Origin of the sequence: Haloarchaeobius caseinilyticus (genome assembly GCF_051207395.1) — an archaeon.
GTDB lineage: Archaea > Halobacteriota > Halobacteria > Halobacteriales > Natrialbaceae > Haloarchaeobius.
On sequence record NZ_JBPJZC010000001.1, the window covers coordinates 1,488,069 to 1,507,328 of the forward strand.

The 19,260-nt window shown below is 65.1% G+C and carries 20 protein-coding genes and 2 tRNA genes; 11 read left to right on the top strand and 11 right to left on the bottom strand.

The features are described from left to right. Positions 1–316: 316 nt before the first annotated feature. Positions 317–1,642, bottom strand: a complete 1,326-nt coding sequence (locus ACSC1P_RS07845) for a glycoside hydrolase family 68 protein (RefSeq protein ID WP_435359584.1) — start codon at positions 1,640–1,642, stop codon at positions 317–319. Between the two features lie 276 nt (positions 1,643–1,918). Between ACSC1P_RS07845 and ACSC1P_RS07850 the strand changes: the two genes are divergently transcribed. Further along, positions 1,919–2,818, top strand: a complete 900-nt coding sequence (locus ACSC1P_RS07850; RefSeq protein WP_435359585.1) for an acyltransferase — start codon at positions 1,919–1,921, stop codon at positions 2,816–2,818. A gap of 39 nt (positions 2,819–2,857) precedes the next feature. Then, positions 2,858–3,943 (top strand): PQQ-dependent sugar dehydrogenase, encoded by a 1,086-nt coding sequence (locus ACSC1P_RS07855; RefSeq protein ID WP_435359586.1) that lies wholly within the window; start codon positions 2,858–2,860, stop codon positions 3,941–3,943. A 54-nt stretch (positions 3,944–3,997) separates the two neighbouring features. On the opposite strand, the gene ACSC1P_RS07860 is transcribed toward ACSC1P_RS07855, so the two are convergent. Beyond that, positions 3,998–5,296, bottom strand: coding sequence for an aryl-sulfate sulfotransferase (locus tag ACSC1P_RS07860; protein ID WP_435359587.1), 1,299 nt, complete (start codon positions 5,294–5,296; stop codon positions 3,998–4,000). Between the two features lie 416 nt (positions 5,297–5,712). Between ACSC1P_RS07860 and ACSC1P_RS07865 the strand changes: the two genes are divergently transcribed. Both ACSC1P_RS07865 and ACSC1P_RS07870 read left to right on the top strand, forming a co-directional pair. Further along, positions 5,713–6,003, top strand: a complete 291-nt coding sequence (locus ACSC1P_RS07865; protein ID WP_435359588.1) for a DUF7577 domain-containing protein — start codon at positions 5,713–5,715, stop codon at positions 6,001–6,003. Between the two features lie 94 nt (positions 6,004–6,097). Then, the gene (locus tag ACSC1P_RS07870; RefSeq protein ID WP_435359589.1) at positions 6,098–6,253 is read left to right on the top strand and encodes a DUF7331 family protein; all 156 of its coding nucleotides are present in this window, start codon (positions 6,098–6,100) and stop codon (positions 6,251–6,253) included. Here ACSC1P_RS07870 and ACSC1P_RS07875 read toward each other — a convergent pair. The 4 genes from ACSC1P_RS07875 to ACSC1P_RS07890 all read right to left on the bottom strand — a co-directional run bounded on the left by ACSC1P_RS07875 (position 6,229) and on the right by ACSC1P_RS07890 (position 7,688). Then, entirely contained in the window at positions 6,229–6,720 is a 492-nt protein-coding gene (locus ACSC1P_RS07875) for a cupin domain-containing protein (protein WP_435359590.1), read from the bottom strand. The genes ACSC1P_RS07870 and ACSC1P_RS07875 overlap by 25 nt on opposite strands. Positions 6,721–6,793: 73 nt before the next feature. Then, a complete protein-coding gene (locus tag ACSC1P_RS07880) occupies positions 6,794–6,976 on the bottom strand; it encodes a hypothetical protein (protein WP_435359591.1) in 183 nt (60 codons plus the stop codon). Between the two features lies 1 nt (position 6,977). Then, positions 6,978–7,241, bottom strand: coding sequence for a hypothetical protein (locus ACSC1P_RS07885; RefSeq protein ID WP_435359592.1), 264 nt, complete (start codon positions 7,239–7,241; stop codon positions 6,978–6,980). A gap of 376 nt (positions 7,242–7,617) precedes the next feature. After that, positions 7,618–7,688, bottom strand: a tRNA-Gly gene (locus tag ACSC1P_RS07890). Between the two features lie 211 nt (positions 7,689–7,899). On the opposite strand from ACSC1P_RS07890, the gene ACSC1P_RS07895 reads away from it, so the two are divergent. Next, positions 7,900–8,697, top strand: coding sequence for an NAD+ synthase (locus ACSC1P_RS07895; protein WP_435359593.1), 798 nt, complete (start codon positions 7,900–7,902; stop codon positions 8,695–8,697). Positions 8,698–8,718: 21 nt separating this feature from the next. Here ACSC1P_RS07895 and ACSC1P_RS07900 read toward each other — a convergent pair whose 3' ends face one another. Then, the gene (locus ACSC1P_RS07900; protein WP_435359594.1) at positions 8,719–9,339 is read right to left on the bottom strand and encodes a MoaD/ThiS family protein; all 621 of its coding nucleotides are present in this window, start codon (positions 9,337–9,339) and stop codon (positions 8,719–8,721) included. Positions 9,340–9,408: 69 nt separating this feature from the next. Beyond that, positions 9,409–10,098 (bottom strand): enoyl-CoA hydratase/isomerase family protein, encoded by a 690-nt coding sequence (locus tag ACSC1P_RS07905; RefSeq protein ID WP_435359595.1) that lies wholly within the window; start codon positions 10,096–10,098, stop codon positions 9,409–9,411. Between the two features lie 60 nt (positions 10,099–10,158). Here ACSC1P_RS07905 and ACSC1P_RS07910 point away from each other — a divergent pair, with 60 nt between their 5' ends. The 3 genes from ACSC1P_RS07910 to ACSC1P_RS07920 all read left to right on the top strand — a co-directional run bounded on the left by ACSC1P_RS07910 (position 10,159) and on the right by ACSC1P_RS07920 (position 11,998). Further along, positions 10,159–10,833 carry a DUF7114 family protein gene (locus ACSC1P_RS07910; protein WP_435359596.1) on the top strand — a complete coding sequence of 225 codons (675 nt, stop codon included), beginning with the start codon at positions 10,159–10,161 and terminating at the stop codon, positions 10,831–10,833. Between the two features lie 64 nt (positions 10,834–10,897). Beyond that, positions 10,898–10,969, top strand: a tRNA-Thr gene (locus ACSC1P_RS07915). Positions 10,970–11,365: 396 nt separating this feature from the next. Then, positions 11,366–11,998: a GNAT family N-acetyltransferase gene (locus ACSC1P_RS07920; RefSeq protein WP_435359597.1), complete on the top strand. Its 633-nt coding sequence runs from the start codon at positions 11,366–11,368 to the stop codon at positions 11,996–11,998. A 15-nt stretch (positions 11,999–12,013) separates the two neighbouring features. On the opposite strand, the gene ACSC1P_RS07925 is transcribed toward ACSC1P_RS07920, so the two are convergent. Further along, positions 12,014–12,577, bottom strand: coding sequence for a hypothetical protein (locus ACSC1P_RS07925; protein ID WP_435359598.1), 564 nt, complete (start codon positions 12,575–12,577; stop codon positions 12,014–12,016). A 172-nt stretch (positions 12,578–12,749) separates the two neighbouring features. Here ACSC1P_RS07925 and ACSC1P_RS07930 point away from each other — a divergent pair, with 172 nt between their 5' ends. Continuing rightward, entirely contained in the window at positions 12,750–13,733 is a 984-nt protein-coding gene (locus ACSC1P_RS07930; RefSeq protein ID WP_435359599.1) for an NAD-dependent epimerase/dehydratase family protein, read from the top strand. Positions 13,734–13,826: 93 nt separating this feature from the next. Further along, positions 13,827–15,407, top strand: a complete 1,581-nt coding sequence (locus ACSC1P_RS07935) for an Hvo_1808 family surface protein (RefSeq protein WP_435359600.1) — start codon at positions 13,827–13,829, stop codon at positions 15,405–15,407. On the opposite strand, the gene ACSC1P_RS07940 is transcribed toward ACSC1P_RS07935, so the two are convergent. Beyond that, positions 15,393–17,588: an LUD domain-containing protein gene (locus ACSC1P_RS07940; protein WP_435359601.1), complete on the bottom strand. Its 2,196-nt coding sequence runs from the start codon at positions 17,586–17,588 to the stop codon at positions 15,393–15,395. The genes ACSC1P_RS07935 and ACSC1P_RS07940 overlap by 15 nt on opposite strands. Further along, a complete protein-coding gene (locus ACSC1P_RS07945; RefSeq protein ID WP_435359602.1) occupies positions 17,585–18,091 on the bottom strand; it encodes an LUD domain-containing protein in 507 nt (168 codons plus the stop codon). The genes ACSC1P_RS07940 and ACSC1P_RS07945 overlap by 4 nt, the downstream gene beginning before the upstream one ends. Before the next feature lie 136 nt (positions 18,092–18,227). On the opposite strand from ACSC1P_RS07945, the gene ACSC1P_RS07950 reads away from it, so the two are divergent. Beyond that, a complete protein-coding gene (locus ACSC1P_RS07950; RefSeq protein WP_435359603.1) occupies positions 18,228–18,884 on the top strand; it encodes a potassium channel family protein in 657 nt (218 codons plus the stop codon). Positions 18,885–19,260 lie beyond the last annotated feature (376 nt).

Here is a 19,260-nt window from a genome sequence, read left to right on the forward strand (position 1 = left end):
GTCGCCACAACCGGTCTGGCGCGCGCTGACGAGCGTGTCTCGCTCCGCGAGACCGCGAGGTGTCGTCGCGCGAGGGATGAGTCAGTCGGAACGTAGTGACGACTGACGAATCGGATGGGGAGGTTGTGGCGGGGGGTGCTGGGGAGATGCGGTCATGTTCCGCCGGCGTTAGTGAACTGCTTCTCCAACGAACCACCGGTGCCGAAGACAGCAACACACAGCGGTCGTGTTCCGCCGGTGTTCGTGGACAGCGTCTCGAATCGGTGAGAGACGACGACGGACGATTCAGGCCGGAAATCGACCACTCGAACCAGAATCAGTACTCGCCAGAATCAGCATCCGCTGAATCACGATGGCCGTGCCGGTCGTGAAAGTCCGCAGGCGGCAACTCTTCGCCCGAAACCGGCAGGTGCCCATGGCCCAAGACACCGCGGAACCACGTCTCGCTTCCCTCGTACCCGAGCCGGGCCGTCGGCGCGAGCGTCCCACCGAACCGGCGCAGTTGCTCGGAATCAGGGAGTAAGGCCACGTCGTCGAGCGACGGCTGGTCGAACTCGACATAGTTCACGAAACTCGTCACCAGCAACTCGTCGCGGTGCGGGTAGACCAGCCACGAGTAGGCCTGAAACGGTGCGTTCTGCGGCGTGGTCAGCACGAGCCCCGAATCGTTGAGTGGCTCGTACTCGCCGAACAGGTCGTCCGCCACGAAGCCGTACAGCGCGTCGTACCCCGACAACCCGGGCGCGAACGTGTGGACGTGGCTGGAGACGAACAGGTAGTAGGTGCCATCGTCGACCACGAAGTGTGGGCGTTCGAGTTCCTGATTCACGCCGACGGCGTCGACCAGTGGGTCACGGAACTGCCAGTCGGTCGGGTCACCGGAGGGCGATTCCGCGATGCCGACGCTGCCGTTGAATTCTTGCTGGGCCGAATCGCCGTCGCAGCGGTCACTGCCTTCGGGCACGGGCGTGTTGGCCTCGAACAGGAGGTACGTCTTCCCGCTCACTGGGTCCTCGAAGAACCACGGGTCGCGGAATGTGTAGGTCATCCCGCGGGACTGTGCTTCGGTCTCGTAGCGGTCGCCGTCGGGTTCGAGCAGGATGTCGTGGTCCCACGGGCCGACGAGCGAGAGGGCCTCGCCGGATTCCGGGTCGGCCGTGCCGTCTGTCTCGACGTGCCCACCGGAGCCGCAGGCGAGTCGCTGGGTGTAGGTGAGTTCATCCTCGGCACTGAACCCTGCGGCGGTGTAGTAGAGGTACAGCGTCCCGTCGTCGTCCAGCAGTGCGGAGCCGGCCCACTGGCGCGACCCGTGGGCCTCGTCGGGTTCGATGGCGACGCCGCCGCGATGCCACGTCTCGCCGTCGCGCGAGTAGAAGTACCGGATGGTGGCCACGTCGTGACGCTTGCCCGGGAGCAGGTGTGCGGGCGCAGAGAGACAGAAGATGACGCGATAGCCGCCAGGTGTGGCGACGCTCCCGTCGCGGTTTCTGAGGAGCCACGTGTCCCAGACGTGGTAGTCCGGGTCGGTCTCGGTCGTCGGTGGGTAGATGATGGGCGTGACGGTCTCTTCGCTGCGAGCGATGCCCGCCGCGCTCTCTCGCGTCCAGGCGGGTGTCTCGCGTCGTGGCGACAGGTCGGTCATATCCGATACGGACGTGTTCGACCGGCAAGGAACCACCTACTCGCGGCAACGCCCGCCGGGGCCGGTGCGCGCAGACGCTGTCGGCGCACACGTTGACGGACCAGTCGTCGACCAGACGAGCGAGGGCCACCCTCAGTAGTGAGACCGTTCGGGTCCCGTGTAACAACCGGTCGTGCGATTTCCAGCCGGGTGACGCTGCTGAAGACGCAGTGTTTCGCCCCGAACTTTCGCTAGTTGGGCTTCGATTTAATAATCAGTGGCGTCGAACGGAGTTGCATGACCAAACGTCACGTCTCCCTCCCGGACGGGGCCGAGGCTGGGGTCCGCGCCTTCATCGAAGAGGTGGACGAACGACTCGCGTCGGACGAGAACACCTGCGAAGTCGTCACGGACGTCCTCGTCGACCTCCACGGCGACCGAGACGCCTACGAACGGTGGCAAAACGGTGACGACGTCTCCCCGGCCGAGCGCGTTCGCCTGCAGGGCTACGACCCGTGCAACACGACCCTCGAATCCGAGTACTACGCCGAGAAGGACGAAGAAGCGTTCAAGCAGTCGAAACACCTCCAGTGGCTCTGGCGGCAGTTCGACGCGACGCCGATGGCCGACAACGTCGAGTTCGCGCTGCGATTCCGCAAGATGCTCGCCGAACACCTCTTCGAGGAGGTCGGTGAGAACTGCCGGTTCTTCAAGGGAATCACGTTCACCTACGGCCACAACATCGCCATCGGCGACAACGTCGTCGTCCACGACGACGTGCATCTCGACGACCGCGGCAAGCTGACTATCGGGGACCGCACCTCCATCTCCGACGGCGTCCACGTGTACAGCCACGACCACGACGTCGTCGACCAGACCGCCGTCGAGAACTTCCACACCATCATCGGTGACGACGTGCGACTCACCTTCGACGTGATGGTCCGTGCCGGCTGCCGGGTCGAAGACAACGCCGTCGTCGGCGCGCGCGGCATCGTGCAGACGGACGTCCCGGCTCACCACGTCGCCGTCGGCCAACCCGCCAAGAGCGTGAAGATAAAGCCCGGCTGGGAAGACGAGGCTGCACCGCTCGACGACGCCAACGTGAACCGACAGGCCGAGCGCAAAATCGAGTACACACTTCCGGACGACCTGGACGCCTTCGACGAGTTCGGACGCGACCTGTCGCCCCCGAAGTAACAGATTTTTACCGAGTCCGCTCCAAAGCCGGGTAGACAGATGCACCGTCGCCGGTTCCTCGCCGCCCTCAGCAGTACCTCCGTCGCGGCCAGCAGTGGCTGTCTGAACCTCGACCCGGCCACGTCGACGCCGTCGACGGACGAGCCGAAGCCGCTCCGACTCGAACGCGTCCGGATGCGCCTCGACACGCCGTGGGGCGCAGCGTTCCACCCGGACACCGGCGACCTCTACGTCACCGAGCGCCCCGGGCGCATCCAGAAGCTGACCGGTGACGACACGGGACTCGTCCGCGACTTGGCCGACGAGACGGCCGAACGCGGCGAAGGTGGGCTCCTCGGACTCGCCTTCGACCCGGCCGACTCGAACAGCGCGTTCGTCTACCAGACCCACGAGAACGACGGCGGGTTGACGAACCGAATTCTCGAACTCGACGTGCGCCGCGAGTTTGCCGTGAGTCGCGTCCTGTTCGACGACATCCCAGCGTCGTCCATCCACAACGGCGGCCGCCTCGCCATCGGCCCCGACGACGCGCTGTACGTTACGACCGGTGACGCTGGCGAAGAGAGTCAGTCGCAGGACACCGACTCACTCGCGGGCAAACTCCTCCGACTCACCCGCGACGGCGACCCACACCCGGACAACCCGTTCGACAACGCGGTGTACGCCTACGGCTTCCGAAACCCGCAGGGCGTGACGTTCGTCGACGGCGACTGCTACCTCACCGACCACGGCCCGGACCACGGTGACGAATTGAATCGTGTGGCGGCTGGCGGAAACTACGGTTGGCCGTCGGTCGCCGGCCCGAGCGATGGCGACCGGTTCGTCGACCCCATCACGTCGTGGACGCCGACGCTCGCCCCCGGAAGCTGTACTTACTACGACGGCACCATCCGGACGTGGCAGGGCAGTTTCTTCGTCGGGATGCTCGGTGGGCGACACCTCCGGCGCGTCGTCGTCGAAGACGGCGAAGCCGTCAGGCAAGAAGAACTGTTCACCGACCGCGGGCGCATCCGGACGGCGTTCACCGGCCCAGACGGTCACCTCTACCTCACGACGAGCAACCAGGACGGTCGCGGCACACCCTCGCCGACCGACGACGTAGTGTATCGCGCACGGCCGCCGTAGCCCGTCACTCGACGAATCGCGCTATCGTTCGAAAACAGTAGCAGCGGCCGGTTCTCAGTTCGTCGCTCGCCAGCGTCGCACACCCAGCACCGCGAGATCTGCGACCATGACGAGCGCAGCGAGCACGCCGAGCAGTGCTGCACCGAACTGCTCCATGCTGACCCAACCGGGGACGACGAAGCGTGCCCAGGCGACGTACGTCCCGACCTGTTTCTCGACGCCTTCGCCTTCGACTTTGCTCGTGAAGTTCTGGCCGGTCACGTCCGTGCCGGACTCCTCGGGTGCGTCGAGGCGATCGGCCGCGTACGGCATCATGATACCGCCGTACTGCCAGACCACCTCACCCTCGTCGTTCACCTCGATGACGCGGTTGTTGAACGTGTCCACGATGAGCGTGTTCCCGTTCTCCAGTCGGTCGGCGTCGCGGGGCCAGAGGACACCCTGACTGTACTCCCACACTTTCGAGCCGTTTTCCACGTCGTACTCGACGACGCGGTCGTTCTCGCTGTCGGCGACCAGCACGGTCCCGTTCAGCCGCATCGGGTTGTGCTGTTCGTGGAGGATGTCGTGGCTGCCGGGCTTTCCGACGACGCTCACGACCTCTTTGGTCGAGCGGTTCACCTCGATGACCACGTCGAAGTTACGAATCGAGAGTTGGAAGTTCCCGTCACCGACGGGGTCGATGTCGTTCATGTGCGTCCAGTCGGCCTCGGGCCCGGTGTAGTCGGGACTGTCGTACTCCTCGTCGAACTTCGTCCCCTCACCGAGATGCTCGCGGGCGTGCCACTCCCACGTGATTTCGCCGGACTGGTCGACGGTGAACGCGCGGTTGTTCCCCATGTCGACGATGGCCGTCTCGCCGTTCGGCAGGCGGTCGGCGTCGTGGACCTCGTGGTTGTGGACGAACACGTCGTACCACGAGTAGTTCCACACCTCGTCGTTCGTCTCGTAGTCGAGTTCGACCACGCGGTTGTGGACACATTGACCGCCGTCGTCGAACTCGTCCGGGCACGCCTTCGCGGGCCGTTTCGTCGCGACCGACACCAGCACGTTTCCGTTCGCGAGCAGTTCGGTGTCGAAGACACGGGAGTTCTCGGGCGTGTACTCCCAGACGACATCGCCATCGGGCGTCACCTCGATGGCGCGACCTTCGTACTTGTCGCCGTAACTCTGGACGCCGATGAGCGTGTTTCCGGCGTGGGCTTCGTACACCGACTGATTCGTCGAGTTGTTCGTGGCAGCGTTCGGCCCGGCAGACGCCGCTGGGGCGGCGAACACCGCTTGCAGGCCGAGAAACGCCGTCACGCACAGGAGGAGGGCAGCGAGCGCGAGGACGCGGGACCGTCGTTCCATACCGGGCCGTATGTCTGACGGGGCCTAACTCTGACGGAAACCGTCACACGTCGAATCGGCGACAGGCTGGTGCGTGAACCCGCCGATGTATGGCGATTCGAGCCAATACAACCGCTCTGGCGCGCGCTGGCTCGTGTGTCGAGAGCGAGGCGGCGCAGTCGCCTCGAGGCGAACGGGGAGTGAAGTGACCCGTGAGCCAGTGAGACCACGAGCTGTAGTCGCGCGAATCGGGTGGGGAGGGTGTGGTTGCGGTCTCTACCGTCGTGATTCGTGGACTGCTCGTTTCATACGAAACCAGAGACGACAGCTAGACGCAAGATTCGACGACGACGAGTGACGCTCGTTGGACAGCCAGCACACAATTTCGCCGGTGGTGGAAGCCAACAGTGAAGTACCATGACACACTATGGCACAGCATGGTGGAGGTCTGGAACTGGGCCGTTGGCTACCTGCTCGTGTTCGCGGTGCTCCAGCTGGCCGTATACCTGTACTACGTCCGGCAGAACGAGGAGGCACGCTCACGCCCGCTACTCGACGGCGAGGGGTACCCGGTCGGCGACGGTGACGGGCCGACGCGGGCACGAACAACCGAGGGCAGCAGCGCGCACGTCGGGACGCGACCCTGCCCACACTGCGGCGCGGAGAACGAACCCGACACGACGTTCCGGTACTGTCGGGAGTGCGCAGCCTCGTTGACACAAATATAGGGTTTTCGGCCGTTAGAAGCAGCCTAAAAGCCGTTTCGGCCCGGGAGGGCCAGCAAGATTATACGGTATCCGCGAGTAGCAATTTTCGAGTGGAATGAACACGACCGATACCGAAGAGGAGCGCTACGTCGGCCGCGAGACCGTCAACGGACTCATCATCTACGACCGAGAGAACCTCGACGCGTGGATCGAATCCGACACCACAGTGTCCGTCGCGAGTTCCGACTACCGATCTTCCCCCTCCCAGTAGTCGACCGTCGACTCGCGCTGGAAGTAGCCGCCGACCGTTCGCTCCGATGGGTCGCCGCCCGGCGGTGACCCAGCGAAGACACCGATTTTCTCCGACTCCGGATACACCGTCACGTCCGGTTCTCGCATCGTCGACAAGCAGAGGTAGCGAAGCGGTTCCGCACCCGTGTTGACGACGCGGTGGCCACCTGCCTCGCCGACCGGCAGCGAGACGAAGGTCCCGGGGTCGAGCGCGATTTCGTCGTCGTCGAGTCGTACCGTCCCCGAGCCAGCGAGTCCGTACAGCGCCTCTTCGTTCGCCGTGTGGAAGTGGAAGGGCCACGAACGCTTGCCCGGCGGGAGTTCGTACAGACTCGCACCGAGTGCCTCGGCGTCCGTCGCCGCCGACAGCCGCTTGCGCCGGAAATACGTCTCGCCGTGTTCGGTCTCCTCCCAGTCACCGTCAGCTTCACGTATCGAATCTGCCATAGCTATCGCTTCTCACCCAACAAGGAAAGTGCTTGACGTGGACACGAACCGTGACGGATTCTTCGACGGCCACTCAGTACGACCGACCCCGCAACTCGGGTTCGAGTAACATGACGACCAGCCCGACAGAGAGGACGACAAGTCCGACGGTCCCGAGTGCGTACTCGTAACCCTCCATCACCCAGATGAGTGCGAGCGCCGCCGCGGCGAAGATAACCATCCCGACGACGAGGCGCACCATGATCGGAAAGCGCATCTCACGCGTCCTCACATAGCCGAAGGCAGTCTTCTGGTTCCGTGTGGAGGTCCGGGTGGTCCACGGTGTCCACGTCTGCGAACACCGTCGCCCGGACCGAGGTGAAGTCGTTCTCGCCGTACCCCCGCGCCAACTGCGGCCACCGAAGCGCGATGGAGTCGTCGTCGTAGTGCAGGCTGAACACAGCGCCGTCGTGGTGTGCGTCGAGCGTCGCCGGTACCGATAGCGTGTCGGCGTCGACGGCGCGTCGAATATCGAAACTCATTCCCAATCTCCCCGAGATGTCTATCGGCCAACAAGGCTATAGGTAATGTCTCGCTAAGTCCGCGGTAACCGGCCACTAGTCGTGTTTTCAGGCCGGGACGAAATGGTGTACTCTGCCGTTCTTCGGGCTATAGCGAATACCGGCGAAGAAATCGAACCGAGAAATGCGCCGTCCGGGAATTGAACCACGGTCGCTCACTCCGTTTGCTCTCTGACTCAATCCCCGAGAACGCCTCCGCTCCTCACGTTCGTTCGTCGCAGGATGCGCCGTCCGGGAATTGAACCGAAGTGAGACGTGCTCGCACCCTACGGTCGCTGTGCGCGACTCACAGGGTTCAACCGCCCTCCGGCGATGTTTCTCACTTGCGTTCGAAACATGCGCCGTCCGGGAATTGAACCCGGGCTATTAGCTTGGGAAGCTAATGTCCTACCACTGGACCAACGGCGCTCGTTCGCCCCGGAATTCGGACCTCGCAATCCGGCGACGACGAACCGAGTGTCTGTACCCAAACTATTCGCATCGGCATACTTGAACGTAGCGTTTCACCAGACGGAGAGGCGACGACCGACGCCAACACCGTGTCCGCCGAACTGGACGAACGTCCATCGTTTCTCCCAGTGAGGCAACGTATTAACCGCTGCACTCCCAACCATCGCCCATGTTAGACCTGCGGTTCTCGGACGCTGAACTGGCTGCACAACGCGACCACATCGTCGCGTTTATCGAAGAGACAGTCGCGGCTGCTGGGGCAGATGGGGCAGTGCTCGGACTCTCGGGCGGCGTCGACAGCACGACGACGGCCTACCTCGCGGTGGAAGCCCTCGGCACAGCGAACGTCCGTGGGCTCGTCCTCCCCGCATCCGTCTCCAGCGACGAGAACATGAGCGACGCAGAGCGCGTCGCCACGGAACTCGGCATCGACTACGACGTGGTCGAAATCGGCTCCATCGTCGACGAACTGGTCGAGACGATTCCGGGCGCAGACCGCGACCGCGTGGCGGTCGGGAACGCTCGCGCACGTTTGCGCGGCGTGGTCAACTACTACGTCGCCAACGAGGAGAACCGCATCGTGCTCGGGACGGGCAACCGCGCCGAAGCGATGACCGGCTACTTCACGAAGTACGGCGACCAGGCAGTCGACTGCAACCCCATCGGCAACCTGTACAAACAGCAAGTTCGCCAACTGGCGAGCTACCTCGGCGCAGCCGACGACCTCGCAGAGAAGGAAGCCACCGCAGAACTGTGGGCCGACCAGACCGACGCCGACGAGATGGGCGTCGACTACGACACAGTCGACGCGGTCATCGCACTCCACATCGAAGGCGACGCGTCCACGACAGCGACGGCACGCGAACTCGGTATCGACGAGTCGGACGTCGAGCGCGTGCGCGAACTCTACACTGTCAGCGAGCACAAGCGCCACATGCCGCCCGCACCGGCACCGCTCACGCTCTGAGTCGCCAGCGCGTCCTCCGGTTCAGTCCTCACGCACCACGACTTCGACCCGGTCACCCGGCTGGAGCACGTACTGCTCGGGGTCGACCGACTCGCCGTTCACCGCGTAGCGAACGCGGTCGCCATCGGACCGAACGTACGTCTCGTTTTGCGCCGCGAACCCACCCTCGGCCACGCCGAAACCGAGCGTCTCCAGTGCGAACTCCAGCGTGACACCATCGCCGTGCGCGTGCCACCGACGACCGTCGCCCGCCTGGAAGTGGAACGCCTGGCTCCGGTGCTGATAGCGGTCCCCGCTGAAGTCGATGGCGTCGCCGCCGACAGTAACCGAGAGCGTCCCCGCGTCGTACTGTGGGCCGACGCCGGACGGTTTCGCGACGGCGTCGTCCGTCAGCGAGCCGGACTGCTGTCCGCTGTCGCCGAGTTGGGCGAACAAGCCAGCGACGATGAGACCGAACACGACGACCGCCCCCGCGAGTGCCAGTTTGCTGGTCTCCGGCGCGTCGGTGGTCTCGTCATCGTCCAGTGTCGCGACACGGCGGGACTCGATTCGACCGAGTGACGCCGCGTGCTCGTCGCGGAGATGGCGGAGGTACGCGTCCTCCGCCGCGAACGACTCGTCGCAGTACTCGCAGTCGTGCACGCTCGTCGACTGGGCCGCGAGGCACTAGTCGTTTTCTGCATGGGGAGACCAAGCCAGTTCGACGGACAGTCAGCTCGGCAGGTCGTCGGCGTGTTCTTCGACGAGGTCCGCGAATACGGCTGCCTCACGTGATTCCTGTACTTCGCGCTTCGCGTCGTCGCGCATCCGACGTTTCAACACGGTGAGTGCGTCCGGTTCGTTGGCAGCGACCTCGACGGCGACTGTCCGCGGGTCGTCGACGACGCGCGAGACGAGTCCCATCCGCAGGGCTTCGTCGGCGTCGACGACCCGACCAGAGAGTGCGAGGTCCATCGCTTCGCCCTCGCCGAGGACGCGTGGGAGTCGGACCGTGCCGCCCCACGCGCCGAACAGGCCGAGTGCGACGCCCGTCTCCGCGAAGGTCGCCTCGGGAGTGGCTACGCGAATGTCACAGGCCAGCGCGAGTTCCACACCGCCGCCGCGGGCCGGGCCGTCGATACCGGCGACGACGACCGACTCGGCGGTCTCGATGGTTCGTGCGACGCGCTGGCCGTGCCGGGCGAACTCTTTGGCTCCTTCCCGGTCGAGGTCGGCGACGACCGAGAAGTCTGCCCCGGCCGAGAACGCGCCGCCGGTACCCGTGAGGTAGACGACTGGCGTGTCCGCGTCGTCGACCGCGGCCGCCAGCGCGTCCAGTCCCTCGGGTGTCAGTGCGTTACGACGCGACGGCCGGTCGAGCGTCACGAGCGTCACGCCATCGTCGACCTCGCTTCGAATCATGGGCGTGCGTCTGTCGGCGTTTCCAAAGGTCTTTGGCTTTCCCCCCGCTAGTCGCAGCCAATGGACGAGGCCGCTACGTGTCGGCAAGCCGCCATCAAGGCGCTACAGGACATCTATCCGGATCGGCTCCGCGACGACCTGCAGGCCAGACTCGACGCCGAGTCGATGGCCCCCGGTGTCCTCACGCTTCGCTGTGCCCGCGCCTGCGACGAGAGCGTCGACCCCGCTGCCCTCGCTGAAGCTGCTGCCGGCGTCCAGCTCATCTACTCCGGCCTCCGTCTGACTCGAACACTCGCCCACGACGAACCGTGGGCCGACGCCGACGACGAGACACAGGCCAACCTCGACTCCCTCGCTGCGACCGTCCTCGTCTCCCGCGGTTTCTACCTCCTCGCAACCAGCGACGCCGCGAGCAAGGCGGTCGGCACGGTCCGCCAGTTCGGCCGCGACCAGACCCGCCGCCGCGACCCCGAGGCCGACGCCGACGCACTCGACCGCACGCTCGAACGCGACGTGTTCGAACTCGCGGCCACGACCGGTGTCACTGCAGTCGGCGCGACCCCGACGACCGACCTGTTCGAGCAAGTCGGCGCGGCCGCCGACGACGCCGGCCTCGGTCTGGACATCGACCCCGACGGCTTGCTGGCGGCGACGGACCTCCAAATCGGTGCCACGGCCAGCGATTCGGCCGGCAGCGCGGACGACCACGTCCGCCAGTCGGCGACGGATTCGTGACGGCGAATCGAAGGGGTTAAAGAGTGGACCGGACAACGATAAGATGCGCCGAACGCGGTACGGTGCCTGGGTAGCTTAGCGGTAAAGCGCGTCCTTGGTAAGGACGAGAGCCCGGGTTCAAATCCCGGCCTAGGCTTTCTGTGAACTCAACCCCCGAGCGATAGCGAGGGGTGCAGAGTGAACGAAAGCCGGACCCGGGATTTGAGCAGCGAGCAAATCTCTGATTTGCGAGTGAGTTCAAATCCCGGCCGACACATTTTCACGTATTCACGCGTCAAGCAGAGGCTCTCCCTTTTTCACGAATCTCCGACCGAATATCTCGGTATCGCGCACTGAAGACGCAACGGATTGAACGTCTGTCTCGATGCCAGTGAGCAACGAAAAACGGATTCAGATAATCGGACAGCACCACAGAAACCCCTCTCGCACTATACTTCCAATTCACACTTCTCGATAAATACGCATAGGTCTACCGGCGACAGCAGACGGTAGCGACAGCCCTTGAAACACCCTCGAACAACGAATACTCGTAATGTCCCGCGACATCTTCCCGACACAGCTAGAGACGGACCGACTTCTGTTCGAGCGCTTCTCGCACGAAACCGTCGACCCGTACGAGTTCTACGAGTTCGTCCAGCGCGACGAGTGGCAAGACGACGCCACCGAGCACATGCCCTGGTTTCGACTGGCGCGACTCGACCAGGTCGCGGGATTCGTCGACGTGGCCGAGCAGCAGTGGGCCGACCGCGAGCGAGCGCGGTACCTGCTCCGGTCGAAGGACGAAGATGGAGCCATCGTCGGGACCACGTCGTTCGTGCCGGAGTGGGAGAAACGCTACGCTACGTCGGATGTAGTCCTCTCCTCGGAATTTTGGGGACGAGGCTACGGCCCGGAACGAGCGTCGACGTTCGTCGAACTGACGTTCGAGACGTTCGACCTCGACGCCTACTGTACGAGTTGTGCGGGGGACAACGAGCAGTCGCGGCGGATGATAGAGAAGGTCGTCGACCGGTACGGTGGCCGGTACGAGGGGTTGTTGCGGAACTTCGGGTCGGTGCATCCGGACGGGACCGTCACCGACCAGCACCGGTTCTCGATTACGCGAGAAGAGTACGAGGCGGCGACGGCGGCAGACGAGCGACTGGCCTTCGAGGTGACGTGGTAGTTCGGACTCACTCTGTCACTCGAAGCACTCCAGCACGGACGCCGATTCCCACGGGTCAGACCCGAGGTCCGCTGGGTCGTCTTTCTCCCCGCGGTCACCAGTCCGTACGACTGCGGACTGGTCGACGTAGTACGTGGCGTACTCGCCCCACGAGTCACCGTATGCCGCCTGCTCGTCACCATATTCCACTGCCGTCCCGTACGAAAACTGCACACGGACGATGGCGGCGTCTGCAGGTGCCGCAAACGTCCACGACTGCTCTATCGACGTGTTCTGTTGGTGGAGTTCCGACCCGTGCCGCTGAAGGAGCCGATTCCGCTGGTACGCCCGCTCGTAGTCTTCGACGTAGGCGATGGCGTCACTGTCGCTCGACAGTGAGTTTGGTCGGTCGGGATAGTCGAGCGGTGCGACCGTCTGGCCGTCGTCGGTGCCCGGGGCAGTCGGCGGCGGCCGGTAGGCGGACTCGCAGTCGTACGACGGGGCCTCGGCGGTCGCTTCAGAACCGAAGGTTTCCTGACAGCCGGCGAGTGACAGCGACAGCCCGGTTCCGGCGAGTGCGAGGAGGTGGCGGCGGCGCATCTGTGCGTGACCGTCACTCCTGTCTGGTAAGTGTCTTCTCCCGGTCAGCACACTTACGTGAAGGAGCAGACAGCGGATGTCACCGGGCCGTCAGGCCGTGATACGTGCCTTCTCCGGATTCCTCACACGAACGGACAGCACAGTTATCCCCGTTCCATCCGACTTTCGACACATGCCGACGCTGCTCACAATCGGGGGAACGCGGTTCATCGGTCGCCACACGGTGGCCGAGTTCGCGGACGCGGGGTACGACGTGACGACGTTCTCGCGCGGCCAGTCGGAGAACCCGTTCGCCGACGACGACCGGGTGTCGAGCGAGACGGGCGACCGGAACGACCGCGAGGCACTGGAAGCCGCCCGGGATGCGGTCGACCCTGACATCGTCGTCGACTTCTGTGGGATGTTCCCGCGACAGGTCGAGATAGCGACCGAAGTGTTCGAAGACGCCGAGGCGTACGTGTTCGTCTCGTCGGGGTCGGCCTACGCCGACGACGACGTGCCCATGCGAGAGGGCGAGACACGACTGCACCCTTGCTCGCCGGAACAGGCCGAAGACGAGTCGTGGGAGACCTATGGGCCCAGAAAAGCCGAGTGTGACCGGCGGGTGTTCGCCGCGGCCGAGCGAGGCGTGAACGCGATGTCGGTTCGACCGATGCTCGTCTACGGGCCACACGACTACACCGAACGAACAGACTACTGGCTGCACCGCGTGGCGACCTACAACCGGGTGCTGGTCCCCGGCGACGGCGACAGCCTGCTCCACCGCGCCTACGTTACGGACGTGGCGCGAGCACTCCGTCTCGTCGCCGAAGACGGCGAACCGGGCGAGTCGTACAACGTCGCGGACCGGAACGCCGTGACGCTCGACCGGTGGCTCGAACTCGCGGCGACTTCGCTCGGCACCGAGGTCGAACTGGTCCACGTGAGCGAACGTGAACTCACGGCCTACGACCTCTCTCCGGGGGATTTCCCGCTGTACACCGCGTCGCCGATGCTGGCCGCGACCGGGAAACTGGCTGCCCTCGGCTGGGACTCGACGCCACTCCAGACCGCCTACGCCGAGACGGCGACCGACCACCGAAATTCGGACCGCGACGGGACCGAGAACGGCCCGTTCCGCGAGCAGGAAGAACGGATACTGGACGCACTGACCTGAGACCCCACCGACATCTGGCGAGTGCCAGCAGCGGCGAACGGCAGTACCGACGGGCACACGGCTTTTACCGCCCCACCCCCAACCGTCTGAGGAATGCGCCGTCTCCCGTTGCTCGCCCTCGCGCTCGTCTGTCTGTGTGGTCTCGCCGGATGCAGTGCCTTTCACATCGGTGCACAGGACGCAACCGACCCGGCAGCGGCGGACGATTCGCTCGCCGGCAACGCCTCGGTGACCGACCCACAGTCCGACGTGCTCGGCTGGGAAGGCGGCTTCTGGGCGAACGAGACGCTGAACGTCACTCCCGAGGACGGCCTGAACCAGTCCGAACTCGATGCCGTGGTCGCCCGTGGGATGGCTCGCGTGGAGACAGTTCGCGGCGTCGAGTTCGCTCGCCCGGTCGAAGTCTCGCTCCTCAGCCGGAGCGAGTACCGTGACTCACTCGGGTCCGGGTCGGCCAGTGGCGCTGGTGGCAGCGGCGATGCCGGCGCAGCGGCCGCCGCCGCCGAACAGGCCGCCAGGTACGAGGCATTGTTCCTCGTCGGCGAGTCGACCGACGCTGGGAAACAGCAGTCCGAGAACGACGCCGCGACCGTGCAGGGCTTTTACGACACGCGAGAGGACCGAATCGTCGTCGTCTCCGAGTCTGCCACGCCCCGAATGGACGAGATAACGCTCTCGCAAGAGCTCTACCACGCCCACCAGTTCCGCCACGCACTTCGGGAGACGCCGTTCCCGCGGAACGCCACGGAAGATCAGGTGACCGGCCTCATCTCGCTCGTCGAAGGTGACGCGAATTTCGTCGACGCGCGCTACCAGCAGCGCTGTGAGTCGGGGTGGTCCTGCCTCGGCGACGATGGCCCGACAGAAGGTGACGAAGATGGCGACAGCGACGCCGGAGCTGGAGCCGACGACGACACTGCCCCAGACACCGACGAGCCCGGCAGCAACGTCCACATGGGCCTCTACCTGCTCTCGTACTTCCCCTACGCCGAAGGCGAGGAACTCGTTCGGGACATCCACGACGACGAGGGCTGGGACGGCGTCGACGACCTGTACGGCGACCCGCCGCTGTCGAGCGCGGCCGTCATCCATCAGGACCGCTCTCGGCAGACGACCGAAGTCACCCTCGCCGACCGAAGCGGCGGGTCGTGGGAGCGCGTCGCCGCCGGCGAACCGGGCACTACCGTCGGCGAGGCGGGCATCGCCACGATGTTCGCGTACACGCTGTACGACGACCGCGACGGGACGCTGGTCGCGCGTGAGGACTTCCTCAACACCGACGACTCCGGCGCGGTGAACGCGACGACCCCGCTAAACTACGACCTCGCACCGAGTGCGGGCTGGACTGGCGACAAACTCTACGCGTACCGGAACGGCGACCAGACGGGCTACGTCTGGCAGACCGCGTGGCAGTCTCCGGCAGAAGCGACGGAGTTCGCCGAGGCCTACCGCCAACTCCTGGCGTATCAGGGCGCAACACAGACTGGCGAGAACGCGTACGTCGTCGACGACGGTCCCTTCTCGGATTCCTTCGGCATCACGGTCGACGGCCAGCGAGTGACCGTCGTGAACGGGCCGGGCTCGGCCGACCTGTCGAATCTGTATCCGCGTATCAGCACGGAGTCGACTAATTCGACTGTGGCGACGACCGCGACCGCCTCAGCGAACCAATAACTCGACGGGGTGTCGAATCCCCTGCGAGAGCAGGTCGCCTAACTGCTCGGTACAGGAGGTCCCACTGGCGACGACGACCGATTCGTCGGCGAACTGCTGACCAAGTGGTTCGCCCACATCCATACTCAACTCGTAGTACTCCGTCTTGTAGCCGAAGCTCCCGGCCATGCCGCAGCACTCGGTGTCCGAGGTGCGGACCGTCGCGCCGCAGTCTTCGAGGACGGCGACCGTGTACGGTTCCAGTCCGAGGGTACGCTGCTGGCAGTGGCTGTGGTAGGCGACCCGTTTGGGCGGCGACGCCAGCGCGTCGGCCGACCCACCGTTTTCGAGCAATCCGTACAGGTACTCCATCACCTCGTAGCTCGCCTCGGCGAGTCGTTCGTGTGACTGCGCCGCGAGCAGTTTCTCGTACTCGCGCTCGAACATGGCGAGGGCAGAGGGTTCGACGACGACCACGTCACGGCCCGCGTCGATGTGTTCGGCCAGCCCCGCGTACACGTCGTGAGCGTGGTCCTCGGCCGTAGCGACCATCCCCTGCGAGAGCGGGGCGCGCCCGGACGACCGGATTTTGGGGACCTGCACGTGCACGTCGAGGGCTTCGAGTGCCCGAACCGCGGCTTTCCCGCGCTCGACCAGCACGTGATTCGTGTAGAGGTCGGGATAGAGGACGGCTTCGCGGGTCGCTTCGTCGGCTGGAACCGTGGCCCCGCGCGAGTCGAACCAGTCGACCAGTGTCTCGCGACGGAATTTCGGCAGGTCGCGCCGTCGGTCGACACCCACAAAACGCTCCATCGCGGCCCGGACCGGACCTGCCTCTGTTACCCAGTTCGACACCGGCGCGGTGGTACTGCCCAGTTTCGCCAGCGTCTCGAAGTTCCCGAACAGCCGCTTGTCGAGGGCGAGACCGGACGGTTCTTCGTCCGGCGTGAGGCCGTCGACGAGGTGGTCGAATCGGTCGGAGCCTTCGCCCTGATTCAACCGGTCACGAACGACCGTGTTTATCCACGGGATGTCGATTTCGACTGGACAGGCGTTCACACAGCGACTACAGCCGGTGCAGAGGTCGTTGAACTCGGCTGCCGAGTCGAGGCCGTGGACGCCCGCCTCCCAGCCGGTGGCGATGCCGCCGGAGTACGTCTCGCCGCCGAAGGCGTGGCCACCGACGCTCTGGAAGTTCCCGCACGAGTTCGAGCACGCACCACAGCGGATGCAGTACAGCGTCTCGCGCAACTGGTCGTCCTCGCGCATCGCCATGCGGCCGTTGTCGACGAGGACGAGGTGGAAGTCGCGGTCCGCGGCACTGGCCCCGTCCAGTGGCTCGTCCGCCCCGTCTTCGAAGTCGAGCGTCGGCGAGTCGGTCGGCGGCGTGAGCAAAGAGACGTACTGCGAGATGTCCTGTCCCGTCGCCGCCTTCGAGATGAGATCGAGGAAGGGACCGAACTCCGACACCGAGGGAAGGACCTTCTCGACGCCGGCGACCGCGACGTGGGTATCGGGGGTCACCGCGGACTTCCGGGCGTTCCCCTCGTTCGTGACCAGCGCGATGGTGCCCGACTCGGCGAAGACGAAGTTCGCACCGGTGACGCCCACGTCGGCCTCGCGGATGCGCTCACCGAGATAGTCTCGTGCGAAGGCGGTCAGTTCCTCGGTCGTTGCCAGTTCCTCCTCGGGGTCGAACACCGAGTTGAGCAGGTCGGCGATTTCCTCGCGCGATTTGTGCAGTGCTGGCCCGACGATGTGACTCGGCGACTCGTCGGCCAACTGGACGACGAACTCGCCGAGGTCGGTCTCGTACACGTCGACGCCGACCGATTCGAGCGCGTCGTTCAGGTCGAGTTCCTCCGTCGTCATCGACTTCGACTTCACGAGCGTCTCCGCGGTTTCGGCCTCGCAGACCTCCTGCACGTAGCGGTTCGCGTCGGCCGCGTCGTCGGCCAGATAGACGGCCCCGCCGTTCGCCTCGACCGAGTCTCGGAGCGTATCGATGAGGTCAGGTAAGTTCGAGATGGCGTCTTCCTTGATGGCGCGTGCCTCGCCGCGTGCCGCCTCCCAGCGGTCGAAGCGTTCGATGGCGGCGTAGCGCTCGGTGTTCTTGTTGCGGACGCTCGGACCGATGTTGGGGCCCTCCGTCTCCAGCAACTCACGAATCTTGGCCGCCTTGCGCCGTCGCTCGGCACTCATCTGTCTGTCACCACCACGATGTGGACCTCGTTGGGGCCATGGACGCCCTGGACCAGTCCGCCCATGTCGGCGGTCGCCGACGGGCCAGTGGCGAACACGTACGAGGTTCGTCCAGCCGCGAACTCGTCTGCTAACCAGTCGACGGCGGCGCGATTGTCCGCGACGATGTCGCTCGCGGCGACCACGGCGACGTGTTTCGTCGGGTAGAGACTCAGCGGTTCGTCGCCCTCGGAGGCCGAGCGAACGAGGACGCTGCCGTGTTCTGCGACGCCTAGTCTGGCCGGCGTGATGCCCGTCTCGGCGGCGTCGAGGTCGGCGGGTGTGGGGGCGGTCTCTACGTCTTTGGGGAGCGAAACGCCCTCGAACGGCAGTGGAACGCCGACTGCGGGCTCGTCGGCTGCGGAAGCCACCGCGTCCATCACACCTGTCGCGGGGACGGTCTCGACCGTTGCGCCCGTGTCGGCGGCTGCAGCGGTGAAGGTTTCTGTGTCACCAGCACTCATTGTCCGAACGTTCTGCCAGCAGTGTCTTTGCTGTGGCGGAGGCGGCGACCGCCGAAAGAACAGTAAAATCCAGTGCAGACACGACAGACCCGAGCGGGACGTGCCTTTTTACCCTCCCCCAGCGTAGCGGTCAGGTATGAAGTTCGTTATCGTGGGCTATGGTCGAGTCGGAACACGAACGTGCCGCATCCTCTCCGAGGAGGGCCACGACGTCATCGTCGTCGACAACGACCACGACAAGGCCGAACGCGCACGCAGCGACGGCTTCACCGTCGTCGAGGGCGACGGTGAGGAAGAAGACGTACTGGAGGAGGCGGGCATCGCCGACGCCGACGGCATCGCCGCGCTGACGCCGGACCTCAACGCGAACTTCACCGCCTGCATGATCGGCAAACACTTCGGCGCGCGGACGGTCCTGCGCATCGACGAGGACTACCGCGAGGACATCTACGAGAAGTACGCGAGCGACGTGGACGAAGTCGTCTACCCCGAGCGTCTCGGCGCGGCGGGCGCGAAGACGGCGATGCTCGGCGGCGACTTCAACGCCCTCGCGGACGTGACCGAGACGATGCAGTTCTCCGTGTTCGAGGTGCCCGCAGACTCGCCGCTCGTCGGCAAGCGTGTCGTCGAGGTCGACCTGCCGGAGACCGCCCGGGTCTACGCGCACGGACACAGGAACGAGTCGCTCACCATCCCGATGCCGTCGACGACCATCGAAGCCGGTGACAGACTCGCCGTCGTCGTCGAGACCGAGGGCGTCGAGGACGTGCAGAACGCGCTCGCAGCGGTCTGAGCCGGGAATAGCGACATTTTCGAGGAGTTGGTAGTCACACTCGGAGAGCACCGCTGTTCGTCGGTTGGGTGCCGGGGGGAAGGGGAAAGGGGGACAGCGATAAGGTTGGGGGAAAGGGGGGGGGGAAGAGCGTATTCCGGGCGCGCGCCGCGTGAGGATGGGATTCTCGAGGCCGTCGGACAGCGCGCCCGGATGGAGGCAAACGGTCGAGTAGCTTAAACCTACGTCAGACGTTCGTCATACTTCAACGGTAAAACACGTTGAAACGCACCGTCAGCGAGTCACAGCAGCGACTTCACCGAGCGACGACAGCCGGGAACAGAGAGACTTCCAACACGTCTCGGGCGGAGCCGTGCCAGCCCTGCCGGGTCGCGCA

What these genes read in the sequence shown, in the direction of transcription:
- ACSC1P_RS07925 (WP_435359598.1), bottom strand. Translation starts at nt 12,577, where the DNA reads ATGCGCCGCCGCCACCTCCTCGCACTCGCCGGAACCGGGCTGTCGCTG.
- ACSC1P_RS07855 (WP_435359586.1), top strand. Translation starts at nt 2,858, where the DNA reads ATGCACCGTCGCCGGTTCCTCGCCGCCCTCAGCAGTACCTCCGTCGCG.
- ACSC1P_RS07885 (WP_435359592.1), bottom strand. Translation starts at nt 7,241, where the DNA reads ATGAGTTTCGATATTCGACGCGCCGTCGACGCCGACACGCTATCGGTA.
- ACSC1P_RS07935 (WP_435359600.1), top strand. Translation starts at nt 13,827, where the DNA reads ATGCGCCGTCTCCCGTTGCTCGCCCTCGCGCTCGTCTGTCTGTGTGGT.
- ACSC1P_RS07920 (WP_435359597.1), top strand. Translation starts at nt 11,366, where the DNA reads ATGTCCCGCGACATCTTCCCGACACAGCTAGAGACGGACCGACTTCTG.
- ACSC1P_RS07860 (WP_435359587.1), bottom strand. Translation starts at nt 5,296, where the DNA reads ATGGAACGACGGTCCCGCGTCCTCGCGCTCGCTGCCCTCCTCCTGTGC.
- ACSC1P_RS07945 (WP_435359602.1), bottom strand. Translation starts at nt 18,091, where the DNA reads ATGAGTGCTGGTGACACAGAAACCTTCACCGCTGCAGCCGCCGACACG.
- ACSC1P_RS07865 (WP_435359588.1), top strand. Translation starts at nt 5,713, where the DNA reads ATGGTGGAGGTCTGGAACTGGGCCGTTGGCTACCTGCTCGTGTTCGCG.
- ACSC1P_RS07880 (WP_435359591.1), bottom strand. Translation starts at nt 6,976, where the DNA reads ATGCGCTTTCCGATCATGGTGCGCCTCGTCGTCGGGATGGTTATCTTC.
- ACSC1P_RS07910 (WP_435359596.1), top strand. Translation starts at nt 10,159, where the DNA reads ATGGACGAGGCCGCTACGTGTCGGCAAGCCGCCATCAAGGCGCTACAG.
- ACSC1P_RS07940 (WP_435359601.1), bottom strand. Translation starts at nt 17,588, where the DNA reads ATGAGTGCCGAGCGACGGCGCAAGGCGGCCAAGATTCGTGAGTTGCTG.
- ACSC1P_RS07870 (WP_435359589.1), top strand. Translation starts at nt 6,098, where the DNA reads ATGAACACGACCGATACCGAAGAGGAGCGCTACGTCGGCCGCGAGACC.
- ACSC1P_RS07875 (WP_435359590.1), bottom strand. Translation starts at nt 6,720, where the DNA reads ATGGCAGATTCGATACGTGAAGCTGACGGTGACTGGGAGGAGACCGAA.
- ACSC1P_RS07845 (WP_435359584.1), bottom strand. Translation starts at nt 1,642, where the DNA reads ATGACCGACCTGTCGCCACGACGCGAGACACCCGCCTGGACGCGAGAG.
- ACSC1P_RS07905 (WP_435359595.1), bottom strand. Translation starts at nt 10,098, where the DNA reads ATGATTCGAAGCGAGGTCGACGATGGCGTGACGCTCGTGACGCTCGAC.
- ACSC1P_RS07950 (WP_435359603.1), top strand. Translation starts at nt 18,228, where the DNA reads ATGAAGTTCGTTATCGTGGGCTATGGTCGAGTCGGAACACGAACGTGC.
- ACSC1P_RS07850 (WP_435359585.1), top strand. Translation starts at nt 1,919, where the DNA reads ATGACCAAACGTCACGTCTCCCTCCCGGACGGGGCCGAGGCTGGGGTC.
- ACSC1P_RS07895 (WP_435359593.1), top strand. Translation starts at nt 7,900, where the DNA reads ATGTTAGACCTGCGGTTCTCGGACGCTGAACTGGCTGCACAACGCGAC.
- ACSC1P_RS07930 (WP_435359599.1), top strand. Translation starts at nt 12,750, where the DNA reads ATGCCGACGCTGCTCACAATCGGGGGAACGCGGTTCATCGGTCGCCAC.